Here is a 13496-nt window from a genome sequence, read left to right as displayed (position 1 = left end):
AATTTACGATCAGTAGAGAGCAGTAAAATGGCACAGACAATTAAAACGGACACAGGCGTTTGGGAAATCGTCATCGGCTTGGAAGTCCACGCCCAGGTGACCGCCAATTCCAAATTGTTTTCGGGTTCATCCGCCACATTCGGCGCCGCCCCGAACAGCCAGGTCAGCATGGTGGATGCCGCCATGCCGGGCATGTTGCCGGTTTTGAATGAATATTGCGTTGAACAAGCCGTGCGCACGGGTCTGGGCCTGAACGCGCAGATCAACATGACATCCGTGTTTGAACGCAAAAACTATTTCTACCCTGACCTGCCGCAGGGGTATCAGATTTCGCAATTCCTGCACCCGATCGTGGGCAAGGGCGAAATTGAAATCGACCTGCCGGACGGCACGGTGAAAACCATTGGCATCACCCGCCTGCATTTGGAACAGGATGCCGGTAAATCCCTGCACGACCAGCACCCGCAAAAATCTTTCGTCGATTTGAACCGTTCTGGCTGTGCCCTGATGGAAATTGTGTCCGAGCCGGATATTCGCGGCGCGGATGAAGCCACCGCTTATCTGGCCAAGCTGCGCATGGTTCTGCGCTATCTCGGCACCTGCGATGGCAACATGGAAGAAGGCTCCATGCGCGCCGACGTGAACGTATCGGTGCGTCGTCTTGGCGTGAAGGAACTGGGCACGCGGTGCGAGATCAAGAACGTGAACTCGTTGAAGGCTGTTCAAATGGCCATCGAATACGAAGCCGCCCGCCAGATCGAAATTATCGAAGGCGGCGGATCGATTAAACAAGAAACCCGCCTGTGGGACCCGTCCAAGGGCGAAACACGCTCCATGCGTTCCAAAGAAGAAGCGCACGATTACCGTTATTTCCCGGACCCGGACCTGCTGCCCCTCAACCTGAAATCCGACTGGGTTGAGAAGATCAAGGCCACCCTGCCGGAATTGCCGGACCAGAAGAAACACCGCTTCATGGATTCCTACGGCTTGTCCGCCTATGACGCGAGCGTGCTGATCGCCGAACGCGCCCGTGCGGATTATTACGAAACCGCAGCGAAGGGCCGTGACGCGAAACTGGCCGCCAACTGGGTCTTAAACGAATTGCTGGGCATTTTGAACAAGGACGGCAAGACGATCAGCGAAAGCCCCGTCACCGCCGCCATGCTGGGCCTGATGATCGAACGCATCACCGACAACACGATCAGCGGCAAAATCGCCAAGGACGTGTTCGCCGAAATGTACGCATCGGGCAAAGACGCCGATACGATCATTGAAACCAAGGGCCTGAAACAGGTTACCGACACCGGCGCCATTGAAAAAATCGTGGAAGAAGTATTGAACGAAAATCCGCAAATTGTTGCCGATTATAAAGGCGGCAATGAAAAGGTCTTCGGCTTCCTGGTCGGTCAGGTGATGAAGAAATCACAGGGCAAGGTCAACCCCGGTATGGCCAACGATTTGCTGAAGAAAAAGCTCTCATAAGAAGAGCGCATACAGGGAGAAAACCATGATGAAAAGAATGACGTTCAGCATTACGCTGCGCGATGATTTTGACGAAGCCAAATGCAGCGCCTTTGGGCAACAGATGCGCAGCATGAAACACATCGTGTCCGTGCTTCCCGATGCGATTCCGGCCCCGGCCTATGACCCGCGCCGCATGTTGGTGACGTGCAACAACAATCCGGCGGATGTTCAGCGTATGCTGAAATCCATGCCGGATATCAAAACCGTACAACCGGATTTTAATTGATGACCAAAAAATACGAATACAAGGTCGCCATTTACCGCGAACCCCTCCTCGGCTCCATCTTCCTTGGTGGATCGCGCGTGGACCCGGTGCGTTACACCGACTTCCTGAATAAAAACGCCGCCGAAGGGTGGAAGGTGATTACGATGGAACGGGAAACGCGCCGCGAACTGCTGTTCTTCAAACGCGAAGCGTTCCTGACCATCATGGAACGTGAAATTTAACCCCGATAAAGAGAGGCCCCCATGATCCGCACACGCATCCTGCTCTTTTCCCTGATGGGTATGGGGGTTGTTGCCGCCTTGCTGGGTTTGGCCCAGATGTGGGGCAACGTTATGGAATGGGCGATTTTCGTGCGCACCATGGGCACGATCATCGTGCTGGGCACGTTGGCCTCCTTCCTGATCGCCGTTGATTACGATATTCCGGCCAGCCGCCGTAAATGGCTCCTCTTCCTGCTCTGCGGGCTGGCGCTTGGCGCGGGTGGCCTGATCGTCGCCCAAATCTGGGCCCAAGTGCTGGATTGGCCTGTTTTTATTAAGGTTTTGATCACGCTGGCCGTGGGCGTGGGCCTGATCGGCTTCATTCTGGCGGTCGCGGAAGATTTCGGCACGGGCAAGAAATTGCGCGACAATCATTATATTGATTGATTCAAAGGGCTTGTGCCCCTCAGGAAACGGTTGATCCGCCCGCCATTTCCTGATAATTGATTGGCCGAGCTGACTACGAGTATAAAGACTACGACTAAGACTATGGGGACTACCATGTGGGGCGTGGCCGCCCGCTTTCAAAAGCCCGGCCACCCCGACATGCTTTAATAAAGACTCTGGAGACGTGGCCGCCCGTGCGCCTTGCGCACACATCGTGAAAGCGAGGCCATTTCACCAAAGACGACTGACTTATACTATGGAGACGTGGCCGAGTGGCTGAAGGCAACGGTTTGCTAAATCGTCATACGGGTTAAACTGTATCGAGGGTTCGAATCCCTCCGTCTCCGCCACCACATCAAAGCCCTCGCTTGCGAGGGCTTTTTGATTCATCACGGATTGAGAAAACCATGAAATACGCCCTTCTGTTTTTGTCCCTGTTGTTCTTCACACCAAGCGCCTTTGCGGCACAGGGGACGTATGATGGTTTTTTAGCTTGTGCGGTCACTGGTTCTGTTACGGTCTATGATGCGGCTAAAGATGAGTGGTTTTATACGGATCAGGCCGATGCCGATATCCGTACCCTGCCCGCATCCACATTCAAAATCATGAATTCGCTGATCGCGCTGGATCAAAACGTGACAACGGCGGACGAAGTTTTTGCATGGGACGGAACGGTCCGCGATATTCCCGCATGGAACCAAGACACGACGTTCAGCGATGCCTTTAAAAATTCAACCGTCTGGGTCTATGAAAAAATTGCAACCCGCCTGTCGCCAGAGATTTACACGCAATACTTAACCGAAAGCGCCTATGGCAATGGCGATATTACGCATGGGCAAAACGGGAATTTTTGGGTTTACGGGTCGTTCGGTGTTTCACCCCGCGAACAAATTGAGATGCTGCGTAAGCTTTATGCCGACACGCTTCCCTTCTCCACCCAAACCATGCAAACCGTGAAGGCGTTTATGCGCCACGAAGAACACGATGGACGCATAAGTTTTGGCAAGACCGGGTGGACCCGTCAAAATGGCAACCATGTCGGATGGTGGGTCGGATATATAATAGGAGAGGCCGATGCACCGATTTTCTTTGCCACCCGCCTGCAAAAACCAACGGATGAGCCGTTGGGCGACTTTCTGCCCTGCCGAAAATCCATCACGTGGGACGTAATGGATAAGTACGTCAAATCAACACGCCATACATCAATGCGATGATATTCGCCTCAATGACCAGAATGGCGAAAATCCGGCAAATTTATCCAAACTCAATCGCATTTATCTCAATATGATTTTTTCATTTAATTCATTTTAACCTCACACCGCCCACCATTGTATATACACCAAAGGTTGTTCGATCTGATTGCTGCTGTAGAATCTCTGCACTCAATGAGCCCTTGGTTTGCTCTGGCGCTCTTGCTGTTTAGTTTTCGTCTTAAAAAAATAAAAAGGATCCAGACCATGAAATTCAGAACGTATTTACCGGCCTTCACAGCCATGGCCGTCATTCTGTTCGGCGCTGCATACCCGACATTTGCGCAGACACAAGACGCGCGCAAGGATGCCACCGCCGCGACAAAGACCGCGAACGACGCCCTGCTGAGCCAGCTCCCGTTCAGCGACATGACCGATTTCGAAAATGCAAAAAAAGGTCTGATCGCGCCCCTCCCCGCAGAGTTGATTAAAGGCAGCGAAGGCAACCCCATTTGGAACCCACAACAATACAGCTTCATCAAAGAAGGCGTAGCATCTCCGGACACGGTCAACCCCAGCCTGTGGCGTCAATCACAAATCATCAATATCAGCGGTCTTTTTGAAGTGACCGATGGTATTTACCAGCTTCGCAACCTCGATCTTTCCAACATGACGATTATCGAAGGGACCGAAGGGATTACGATTGTTGACCCCTTAATCTCCGCAGAAACGTCCAAAGTTGGCCTCGACCTGTACTTCGCCAATCGCGGGAAAAAGCCGGTGAAGGCCGTTATTTACACACACAGCCACGTTGACCATTATGGCGGTGTCCGTGGTGTGGTGGACGAAGCCGATGTCAAATCGGGCAAAATCAAAATTTACGCGCCGGAAGGATTTCTGGAGGCCGCCGTTGCCGAAAACATTATGGCCGGTAACGTGATGAGCCGTCGGGCCAGCTACATGTATGGCAACCTGCTTCCGCCTGATGCGAAGGGGCAAGTCGGTGCCGGCCTTGGCACGACGACATCCGCCGGGACGGTTACCCTGATCCCGCCGACCGACATCATTACAAAAACAGGCCAGAAAGAAACAATTGACGGGCTGACCTATGAATTCCTGATGGCGCCGGGGTCGGAGGCACCGTCGGAAATGCTCTGGTTTATTGAAGAGAAAAAAGCCATTGCCGCCGCCGAAGATGTGACCCACACTTTACACAATACCTATTCCCTGCGCGGCGCGAAAATTCGTGAACCGTTGCCATGGTCTAAATACATCAACCAGGCGCTGGTGATGTGGGGGGATAAAGCCGATGTGATTTTCGCCCAGCACCATTGGCCGACATGGGGCAACGCGAACGTTGTCGACTTAATGAAAAAGCAACGGGACATGTACCGTTACATCAACGACGAAACACTGCGCATGGCCAACCAGGGTATGACCATGCGAGAAATCGCCGAAGACTTTAAACTTCCCAAAGGCCTCGACACATTCTGGGCCAACCGTGGATATTACGGTTCTGTTTATCACGACGTTGCAGCAACTTATGTTCTTTATCTCGGCTGGTTTGATGGCAATCCATCCACCTTGCATGAATTACCGCCAGCAGAATCCAGCAAAAAATACGTTGAGTATATGGGCGGCGCGGATGCCATTATTGAGAAAGCGACCGCATCCTTCCAAAAAGGTGAATATCGCTGGGTTGCCGAAGTTTTAAACCATGTCGTATTCGCCGACCCATCCAACCAGAAGGCTAAAAACTTACTGGCCGACACGCTGGAACAATTGGGGTATCAAGCCGAATCCGGGCCATGGCGTAACTTCTACCTGACCGGTGCCAAGGAATTGCGTGAAGGGGTCAAACAACTTCCGACCCCAAACACGGCTAGCCCAGACACTGTCCGTTCAATGACGCTGGAAATGTTCTTTGACTTCCTGTCCGTTCGCCTGAACCGAGAAAAGACTGGCGATGCGAAGATTGTTCTCAACTTCGACTTCGGAAGTAAGGACGGAACATATCTGGTTGAACTTGAGAATGGTGTTTTGAACCATACAGCCGGAAAAAAGGCCGCCCAAGCCGATGCGAGCTTTACCCTGTCCAAGGACACTTTGGACAAGATCTTCCTCAAACAGGTGAAACTTGAAGATGCCATCAAATCTGGTGACATCAAGATTGAAGGCGATCAGAAAAAGCTGGATGAATTGACATCCTATCTGGATGATTTCGAATTCTGGTTCAATATCGTGACACCATAAACAGACATTCATGGAATAAAAAAAACGCTCCGCAACGAAAGTTACGGGGCGTTTTTTGGCGCCCTCGCGTTTTGCACCTCCTTGATAACACTGTCATTTTTACGGCCACCCCCTATCCATAGGGATAGGGGGTGGTACTTGTAATAAAACTGCAACAATACCCCCATAGAATGATCAGAGATTATGGCCCGACCACGGCCCCGTATTTTATGGAGAGTTTATTCAATGCATGTTCAAATTCATAACCTGACACTGAAAACCCAGTTCATTATCCTCTCCGCTCTGATGATTGCGGGATTTGCCGCGGTTGGGTTGATTGTTGGCCTCGGCAAAAACAATCTGGATCAAATTCAGGATTCAGCCTTTGCCGCCACAGAAGTCAAGGACAGCGCAGGAACGTTGGAAAATGCGTTCCTTGGGGCCCGCCGTGCGGAAAAAGATTTCTTGCTGCGCATGGATGAAAAATACGTCGCGCGTCACGAGGAAATTCAGCAATCCGTCGCCAATGGCAGCAAAGAGCTTCAGGCCCTGATTATCAAGGATGCCGAAATTACCGATCAAGCCAAGAAATTCCAGGCCGGATTCGATGATTATTCCGCGCAGTTTGACACCGTTGTCACCCTGCAAAAGGATGTCGGATTAAACGAAAAAAGTGGCCTTCTGGGTGATTTGCGCGCCGCTGTGCATGGTGTTGAAGAAATTATCAACGCCCAAAATCAGGATCGTTTGAAAGTTTTGATGTTGATGATGCGTCGCCATGAAAAAGATTTTCTGGCCCGCAAAGATCCCAAATATATTGGTGACGTAAAAAACGCGGCGAAGAATTTAAACTGGCCCTGAGCACATCCGGGTTGGATTACACCGTCCAGCAAAAAATCAGCGGATTGATGAAAACGTACCAGGATTCGTTTTACAACATGGCCACCAAATACGGTGAACTGGAAACCGCCATTGGCTTGTTAAGCGACAAATACGCCGCCGCGGAGCCGTTTATCGATAAAATCGACGAACTGGCCACCAAGCGCAAGGACGATGCCCTGAAAGCCTATGACGCCAGTGCGGCCCGTATTACGGCCATGACCACCGGGCTGATGGTCGGAATTGCCATCATCGTCGTTCTAGCGGCCTTGTTCCTGAGCCGGATGATCACGGGCGGCCTGTCCACGCTGGGCACGCGCATGACATCTTTGTCCAAAGGGGAAACGGATGAATCCATCCCGTTCCTGGACACGACGGGCAGCCTGCGCCCGATGGCTGATGCCATGAATATCTTTAAGGAAAACCTGATCAAGAACCGTCAGATGGAGGCCGAACAACGCGCCGCCGCCGCGCAACGCGAAGAACGCGCCAAACGTATCAGCGATCTGGCCCGTGGATTTGAAACAGATATTGATGCCCTGATGAACAGCCTGAACGGCGCGACATCAGAGATGCAGAACGTATCGCAAAGCCTGAACGTGACGGCGGAAGAAACATCGCACCGGTCGTTGAACGTGGCCCACGCGTCGGAAGAAGCCTCCGCCAACGTTCAGAACGTGGCCGCCGCAACCGAGGAATTGAGCGCCACCATCGCCGACATTTCCCAACAGGTCAGCAGCGCATCGCGTATTGCGGGCGATGCCGTGGACCAGTCGGACAAGGCCAATATTCTGATTAACGGCCTGAAAACGGCGTCCGAGGAGATTGGCGCGGTGATCGAGCTGATCAACCAGATCGCGGCGCAAACCAACCTGCTCGCCCTGAACGCAACGATCGAAGCCGCCCGTGCCGGTGAAGCCGGTAAAGGGTTCAGCGTTGTGGCCAGCGAGGTGAAATCCTTGGCCAGCCAGACATCCAAAGCCACGGAAGATATTTCTACCCAGATCATGCGCGTTCAATCCGCAACGGTGGACGCCGTGAACTCCATCGTGGGGATCAGTTCCACCATCCGCAATATTGATGAAATCAGCACGACCGTAGCCGCCGCCGTGGAAGAACAAAGCGCCGCCACGCAGCAGATTTCCCGCAACGTGCAGGAAGTTTCCACCGCGACCAACGAAGTGAATAAAAACATCAACGGCGTCAGCGATGCCGCATCCCGCACGGGCGATGCCGCCAACACCGTGTCCCGCGTATCATTGGACATGGCGCAGGAAACACTGAAGCTGAAGGAAACGGTCGACTCCTTCCTGCACGCCGTGAAAACCGCATAATTTTAACCAAGCATCGAAAACCGTAAAAAAACCCGCCAGCTGGCGGGTTTTTTTGAAATTCCACAAGGGTTAGGAAAAACCGAGCTTTTTCCAGTTTTCGACGCTGACCGGGGCCTTCCCGCCATTCAGCAGTTGCGATGGGGACACGGCCAAATCCATGCCTTTTTGCAAGCCTAGCGGCTCTTTCGCATCCAAAGCCTGATCAAAGGAAGCTTTCAGATTGACGTCCGTTTCAACACCGCCGCTTTCAACAATATCAACCATCTTACAGTCCTTCTCTCACGCTAGTGCTTTGGTTTTCAATTCGTTGAAACCAGACTACACAGAAGGTCTTAATATTCGGTTTTCAATATATACAATTTGATCTATCTCGAAAAACCGCGCGCTGGATAAAGAGCCGGGCCACGCCATATCATTCCAGACGATCTTTCAAAGGGGACAATTATGAGCGCGCGCATCGATTACACCAAATTATCGCCCCAGCTTTACAACACACTGTATGCCATGGAAAAAATATTGGGCGATTCCGCACTGGAACCTACGATCATGGAATTGGTCAAAATTCGGGCATCCCAGTTGAATGGATGTTTGTTCTGTCTGGACATGCACACCAAGGAAGCACGACTGCATCAGGAACGGGAGTTGCGCCTTCACCACCTTCCCCTGTGGCGAGAATCGACCTTGTTCACGGACCGGGAAAAAGCCGCGCTGGAATGGGCGGAGCTTCTGACCCGTATCGGGCCGCACGGTGTCAGTGACGAAGATTTTAAAGAAATGAGCGTGCATTTTTCGGAGAAAGATATATCCGACCTGACCTTCGCCATCGGGTGCATCAATATGTGGAACCGTCTGGGCGTCGCCTTCCGGCCCGAGGCCGGGGGCATGGATGCCATGTTGGGGTTGGACAAGGCGGGATTAGCCTGATCCATCACCCACATTTGCACCTGTAATCAGGCGGCGACATCTTCCGCACGGTTTTCGCTGTCTTCGCGTTCGTTTTCCAACGCGCGGTTGGCGGCGGATGCGGAATATTCGAAACATTGCAACACACGGCCCGCCAATTGCAAACTGATTTCCCGGGTTTCAAGAACCACATCATTCACGCCCAGTTTTTGTAAATCTGCGGCATGGATTTCATCTCGCGCGCGCGCATAGATGGGAACATTTTTGCAATGACGGCGAATATTTTCAATGGCGACGCGCGACGCCTTCTTATCATCCATGGCCAGAATGATGGCGCGGGCGGATGTCGCCTTAACCTTGTCCAGAACATGGGTTTGCGATGCGTCGCCATAAAAGACGGGTTTGCCCTTTTTGCGCAAGGCTTCCAGATGCCCGGATTGATGATCCAGCCCAACATAGGGGATCTGGTTATTTTCCATCACTTCGGCCACGGCTTGGCCCGTGCGGCCAAAACCGGCGATGACCACATGGCCTTCGACGCCCTTCACATACTGTTCCATCACATCGGTCATGCCACTCGCCTTGTGCTTGACCAGACGCGCGGCCAGTATTTCACCCAATCGGTAATAAAGCGGCGTCAGGATCATGGTCAGGCTGGCCAGCATCATCATAAAATGGCCGACATTCTTGTCCACCACGCCCGATGCCATGGCCAGACCGAACAGGACGAACGCAAATTCACCCCCCTGCCCCAAGGCCAGACCGGTTTGAATGGATGTGGGCAAAGACACGCCCCAGATCCGGCACAGGCCCGCAGTAATTGCCGCCTTGATGGCGAAAATGCCAAACACCGACGCCGCCAGCCAGAGCAGATTGTCCATCACCGCCAGCAGATCGACGCCCATCCCGACGGACAGAAAGAATAGGCCGAGGAACATGCCCTTGAACGGCTCAATATCCACCTCAATCTGGTTGCGGAATTCAGTTTCGGCCAGAACCAGCCCCGCCAGAAACGCCCCCAATGCCATGGACAGTCCCGCCTCACCCGTCGCCCATGCGGCGCAGATGACGATGAGCAGAATTTGCGCCATGAAAAATTCCGGCCCCTGCGTCCCCGCCGTGACATAGCGCAACGCCGGGCGCACCACAAAATGACCAAACGCCACCAGAACGGCGACAACACCGCCCGCCTTGGCCAGCGCCAGCAAAAGCGAAAGCGGTACGTTTTGTTCCACACCCGCGCCCTTGTCCTGCAACATCGCCACCATGAAGATCAATGGCACCACGGCCAGATCCTGCATCAACAGGATGGAAAAACTCGTCTGCCCCACGGGGGATGCGAATTGTTGCCGATCAAACAGGATTTTCATGATCATCGCCGTGGATGACAGCGCCAGCGCCGTGCCAATCACCGCCGATGCCGGGCCAGAATTGCCCCACATATAGGCCACCGCCCCAATCACCGCCGCCGTCACGACGATTTGCGCGGTGCCAAGGCCAAACACCATCCGCCGCATGGCCCACAGACGTTGCGGCGACAATTCCAACCCGATGGTGAAGAGCAGGAAAATAACCCCCAGCTCGGCCAGAATGGACACACCCTTCACATCTTCAAACACGATGGCGGACAGAAACGGGTAATCCCCCACCAGTCGCCCAAGCCCATACGGCCCGATGACCACACCGGCCAGCAAGAAACCAAGAACGGGGTTCAACCGCAAACGTGTGAACACCGGAACCAGAATGGCCGTGATCGCCAGAAAGACCAGCAATTCGGCTTGAAAGGGGAGATGCATTTCCATGCGCGAAGCGTAGCAGATGCCGAACACGGCAAAAATCCCCCCATGAAAAAATACCCCGCCCCTACCCACACGCCCACCAACCAAAACCTTATGATGGAGGCGATAACAATTTAAACATTATGTAAATATTATTTATATCAGAAAGTGCTTGATTTCCTCCCCATCATTGATTAGAAAACCCCATCCTTCGGCTGTCCCCTTCGTCTAGAGGCCTAGGACACCTCCCTTTCACGGAGGCGACACGGGTTCGAATCCCGTAGGGGACGCCAATTTCTGATCCGGCGCAATCCGAGATCATCCAAAAGCCCGCAGAAAACCTCGTGTTTTCGCGGGTTTTTTGTTTGCCGAAGTCCCGGGAGATTTCTCTACATCCTGAGGCTATGGGGGGATTTAACTGAATCTCAAAGAAGATGCCCCAATGCCTCTGAGTGAGGTTGCGTGTAGATAAGCAAAATACCGGGAAAAACCATACAAAATGGGCGATTCTGGAGGCTTTATCTAGGAGCAGCAAGCTATGGCGGTTGCGGACACCGTCATAGGTGATCTTACCGTTCGGGTCGGTATCATAAGTGTGATTATAGATGGTCGATACGGTGCGGTTGGTTGGGTTATAGAGCTTTTCCGCCCCACGAAACATCACCCCACTGACTTATATGCAATGTACCTTAATAAAGACGCGAGGTGATCCAACACCAAAGGGCTGGCCTCTTCAGGATTAGATAAAACTCTTTCTAAGAATTCCCAATCATCATACAACTGGCCAAGTGTAGCATCAGGAAAGCCTGACGATGGCTCTAAAAACGCCTCAGACAAAGGAATCTCAAAGTAGTAATCCTTATCTATTTCTATCCCGCTCTTTCCGTTTTCTTTCTCCATGCCATCAAAAATTAAAGCGATAATTTTTTGCAGGTCTTTCAGCGGAATTCGCAAAGCACTTTTATTTTCCATTAGCCATCTCACATTCCTTTAGCAGTTCTCTGAAGTTTGCAATATACAACAGCCCCTCGCACCGTAGACATAGTGCGTGGTGTGGCCAATACATTAAATAATAATGAGCATTAGACTACTTTAACGAGGCTATTAGATTTTAGCCAAATGGTTCTATACGTACCCGGAAAATTTATTTCCACGTAACCATACTCATCAAACCCACCAACAGTTAAGTGCTTGTTCGCAAAACTCTCTATAGCTACCCGATCTTCCTTCGGTAAATCATGTATCAACTCACAAGGTGCCTTTTCAAAATATACGGTATCGTTTAGCTCTAAAATTAAGCCGTTCTTATCATATATCACTGCTATTCCTCACTTTCCCTGACACCGACAATCCGAATGTTTTGGCTGTTTACCAAGCGCCTTTGCTGCAATTCGCTTTGCTTCTTTACTAGCTGCAGAGCAACTAGATGCCGTAGCCGTACCAAAGGCAAACTTTTTATCCCCCGGCTGAATATTTCCCACTATATTATCGTTTGCATCAGCACGACAAGTACATGTGCAACCTTTGTTAGGCTGTTGAGGCAGAGTAATTGTCCTACTTTCTTCTCCAGATTCAGCAATAGATTCATTTCCATCAACATCATCCTGACTACAGAAAGCACCCACTGCAACAGCTCCCCCGACCACCCCTGGTGCAGCGACAGATTCCGATTTAGGTGTCGGTTTTCCACCACCTCGTGGGCCACCCAAGCCACCCCCAAGTATTGGAGTACATGGAATGAGAACATCCCCTCCTCCACTGACACAATCAGTATCGATTGTAACGGCCAGCCCTTCTTCATCGCCGTAAAGCAACGGATTAGCCGCAACATAGAGGAATGTATTCATACCCCCCTCTAACCCAATCGGGTCACTGCTGATATACCGCCCGATCTCCGGGTTATAATAACGGTTCCAGTTATAGAACACCCCAGATTCCGCATCATAATACTGCCCCGGCATCCGCAGGTTCACCGTGGCTGCTCCGCTTGGCGCACCGTTGCCAAACGCATCCGGTGCCCAGGCCCAGACCTGTGATCCACCTGTGTTGGTGCCGTATTTCGGCGTGCCCAGATGGTCGGGATGCAGGTAGGTTAAGGTTTCAGGAGTTCCGGCGTTGATTTGGGCCAGCGGTGCATCATTCAGGTACACGTATTCACGGATTAACGCTCCGGCGTTGTCGTATTCACCGTAGAGCAAACCGCCCGCGCCGTAGACGTAGTGCGTGGTGTTGCCGCCCGCGACCTTCTTCGTCCGCTGGTTCGAGGCGTTGTAGGTATAGGTTCCCACTGGGCTGCTGCTGATCTCAACTTCAGCCAATCGCCCAGCATCATCCCACGTATAGTCACGTGCACCATCATCCGTAATGTTGCCAGAGGCATCATGTGTAGTAAAAATGTATATCCAAATTCAAACTGCAGAGTCTTTGCATCATTTCACGCGAAATATAACTATCCTCAATCGTATCGCCTGTTCTGGTGGGAATACCCAAAACAATAAAATTATCTTTCGCCTTATAAGATTCTACCAGCTTTCTAACAGCATCGATGCCTCCAATCCCCTCAATCATCGCATCGATTCGTAAATCATACTCATCAGGCAAGGCTTGTATTAAGTGAATGCTGACACTATTTACCCTTTGAACAGTCTTACCGTTCGAACGGAGCTGTCCTTTCTTCAAAAGATCGATAGAAACCTTTTCTTTATCAAGGAAAGACAGATCAACCTCGTTTTGGAAGTCCGTAAAAGCCAAGTATACATTCCTCGCCATCCTTAGATCTCCCC

At 51.8% G+C, this 13496-nt stretch carries 14 protein-coding genes and 2 tRNA genes; 11 read left to right on the top strand and 5 right to left on the bottom strand.

Going from position 1 to position 13496, the window contains the following annotated elements; genetic code table 11:
* Positions 1–27 precede the first annotated feature (27 nt).
* From gatB to ACSC94_RS02945, 9 genes are all read left to right on the top strand, one after another.
* Positions 28–1482 (top strand): Asp-tRNA(Asn)/Glu-tRNA(Gln) amidotransferase subunit GatB, encoded by a 1455-nt coding sequence (gene gatB / locus ACSC94_RS02985; protein ID WP_435641584.1) that lies wholly within the window; start codon positions 28–30, stop codon positions 1480–1482.
* Positions 1483–1507: 25 nt separating this feature from the next.
* Positions 1508–1750 (top strand): hypothetical protein, encoded by a 243-nt coding sequence (locus tag ACSC94_RS02980; protein WP_435641583.1) that lies wholly within the window; start codon positions 1508–1510, stop codon positions 1748–1750.
* Positions 1750–1971, top strand: a complete 222-nt coding sequence (locus tag ACSC94_RS02975) for a DUF4177 domain-containing protein (RefSeq protein ID WP_435641582.1) — start codon at positions 1750–1752, stop codon at positions 1969–1971. The genes ACSC94_RS02980 and ACSC94_RS02975 overlap by 1 nt, the downstream gene beginning before the upstream one ends.
* A gap of 21 nt (positions 1972–1992) precedes the next feature.
* Positions 1993–2397: a hypothetical protein gene (locus tag ACSC94_RS02970; RefSeq protein WP_435641581.1), complete on the top strand. Its 405-nt coding sequence runs from the start codon at positions 1993–1995 to the stop codon at positions 2395–2397.
* A 258-nt stretch (positions 2398–2655) separates the two neighbouring features.
* Positions 2656–2747 (top strand) — tRNA-Ser (locus ACSC94_RS02965).
* 57 nt (positions 2748–2804) lie between these two features.
* Complete coding sequence (locus tag ACSC94_RS02960) at positions 2805–3611, top strand: penicillin-binding transpeptidase domain-containing protein (protein WP_435641580.1); 807 nt, start codon at positions 2805–2807, stop codon at positions 3609–3611.
* Between the two features lie 279 nt (positions 3612–3890).
* A complete protein-coding gene (locus tag ACSC94_RS02955; RefSeq protein WP_435642142.1) occupies positions 3891–5840 on the top strand; it encodes an alkyl/aryl-sulfatase in 1950 nt (649 codons plus the stop codon).
* A 225-nt stretch (positions 5841–6065) separates the two neighbouring features.
* Entirely contained in the window at positions 6066–6680 is a 615-nt protein-coding gene (locus ACSC94_RS02950) for a CHASE3 domain-containing protein (RefSeq protein WP_435641579.1), read from the top strand.
* Positions 6681–6757: 77 nt separating this feature from the next.
* Positions 6758–8032, top strand: coding sequence for a methyl-accepting chemotaxis protein (locus ACSC94_RS02945; RefSeq protein ID WP_435641578.1), 1275 nt, complete (start codon positions 6758–6760; stop codon positions 8030–8032).
* 69 nt (positions 8033–8101) lie between these two features.
* On the opposite strand, the gene ACSC94_RS02940 is transcribed toward ACSC94_RS02945, so the two are convergent.
* On the bottom strand, positions 8102–8296 hold the full coding sequence (locus tag ACSC94_RS02940; protein ID WP_435641577.1) for a hypothetical protein: 195 nt from the start codon (positions 8294–8296) through the stop codon (positions 8102–8104).
* Between the two features lie 180 nt (positions 8297–8476).
* On the opposite strand from ACSC94_RS02940, the gene ACSC94_RS02935 reads away from it, so the two are divergent.
* On the top strand, positions 8477–8956 hold the full coding sequence (locus ACSC94_RS02935) for a carboxymuconolactone decarboxylase family protein (protein ID WP_435641576.1): 480 nt from the start codon (positions 8477–8479) through the stop codon (positions 8954–8956).
* Positions 8957–8982: 26 nt separating this feature from the next.
* On the opposite strand, the gene ACSC94_RS02930 is transcribed toward ACSC94_RS02935, so the two are convergent.
* Complete coding sequence (locus ACSC94_RS02930; protein WP_435641575.1) at positions 8983–10731, bottom strand: cation:proton antiporter domain-containing protein; 1749 nt, start codon at positions 10729–10731, stop codon at positions 8983–8985.
* A 199-nt stretch (positions 10732–10930) separates the two neighbouring features.
* Here ACSC94_RS02930 and ACSC94_RS02925 point away from each other — a divergent pair.
* Positions 10931–11006: transfer RNA gene (locus ACSC94_RS02925), tRNA-Glu, on the top strand.
* Positions 11007–11373: 367 nt separating this feature from the next.
* Here ACSC94_RS02925 and ACSC94_RS02920 read toward each other — a convergent pair.
* The 3 genes from ACSC94_RS02920 to ACSC94_RS02910 all read right to left on the bottom strand — a co-directional run bounded on the left by ACSC94_RS02920 (position 11374) and on the right by ACSC94_RS02910 (position 13464).
* Positions 11374–11685, bottom strand: a complete 312-nt coding sequence (locus ACSC94_RS02920) for a hypothetical protein (protein WP_435641574.1) — start codon at positions 11683–11685, stop codon at positions 11374–11376.
* Positions 11686–12041: 356 nt separating this feature from the next.
* Entirely contained in the window at positions 12042–13031 is a 990-nt protein-coding gene (locus ACSC94_RS02915) for an RHS repeat domain-containing protein (RefSeq protein WP_435641573.1), read from the bottom strand.
* 61 nt (positions 13032–13092) lie between these two features.
* Positions 13093–13464: a hypothetical protein gene (locus tag ACSC94_RS02910; protein ID WP_435641572.1), complete on the bottom strand. Its 372-nt coding sequence runs from the start codon at positions 13462–13464 to the stop codon at positions 13093–13095.
* Positions 13465–13496: the final 32 nt, after the last annotated feature.

The sequence above is a fragment of the Micavibrio aeruginosavorus genome, from assembly GCF_051245535.1.
Taxonomy (GTDB): domain Bacteria; phylum Pseudomonadota; class Alphaproteobacteria; order Micavibrionales; family Micavibrionaceae; genus Micavibrio; species Micavibrio aeruginosavorus_D.
This window is presented reverse-complemented; position numbering and strand designations above follow the sequence as displayed.

What these genes read in the sequence shown, in the direction of transcription:
- ACSC94_RS02975 (WP_435641582.1), top strand. Translation starts at nt 1,750, where the DNA reads ATGACCAAAAAATACGAATACAAGGTCGCCATTTACCGCGAACCCCTC.
- ACSC94_RS02955 (WP_435642142.1), top strand. Translation starts at nt 3,891, where the DNA reads ATGGCCGTCATTCTGTTCGGCGCTGCATACCCGACATTTGCGCAGACA.
- ACSC94_RS02950 (WP_435641579.1), top strand. Translation starts at nt 6,066, where the DNA reads ATGCATGTTCAAATTCATAACCTGACACTGAAAACCCAGTTCATTATC.
- ACSC94_RS02960 (WP_435641580.1), top strand. Translation starts at nt 2,805, where the DNA reads ATGAAATACGCCCTTCTGTTTTTGTCCCTGTTGTTCTTCACACCAAGC.
- gatB (WP_435641584.1), top strand. Translation starts at nt 28, where the DNA reads ATGGCACAGACAATTAAAACGGACACAGGCGTTTGGGAAATCGTCATC.
- ACSC94_RS02980 (WP_435641583.1), top strand. Translation starts at nt 1,508, where the DNA reads ATGATGAAAAGAATGACGTTCAGCATTACGCTGCGCGATGATTTTGAC.
- ACSC94_RS02940 (WP_435641577.1), bottom strand. Translation starts at nt 8,296, where the DNA reads ATGGTTGATATTGTTGAAAGCGGCGGTGTTGAAACGGACGTCAATCTG.
- ACSC94_RS02945 (WP_435641578.1), top strand. Translation starts at nt 6,758, where the DNA reads ATGGCCACCAAATACGGTGAACTGGAAACCGCCATTGGCTTGTTAAGC.
- ACSC94_RS02935 (WP_435641576.1), top strand. Translation starts at nt 8,477, where the DNA reads ATGAGCGCGCGCATCGATTACACCAAATTATCGCCCCAGCTTTACAAC.
- ACSC94_RS02970 (WP_435641581.1), top strand. Translation starts at nt 1,993, where the DNA reads ATGATCCGCACACGCATCCTGCTCTTTTCCCTGATGGGTATGGGGGTT.
- ACSC94_RS02930 (WP_435641575.1), bottom strand. Translation starts at nt 10,731, where the DNA reads ATGCATCTCCCCTTTCAAGCCGAATTGCTGGTCTTTCTGGCGATCACG.
- ACSC94_RS02920 (WP_435641574.1), bottom strand. Translation starts at nt 11,685, where the DNA reads ATGGAAAATAAAAGTGCTTTGCGAATTCCGCTGAAAGACCTGCAAAAA.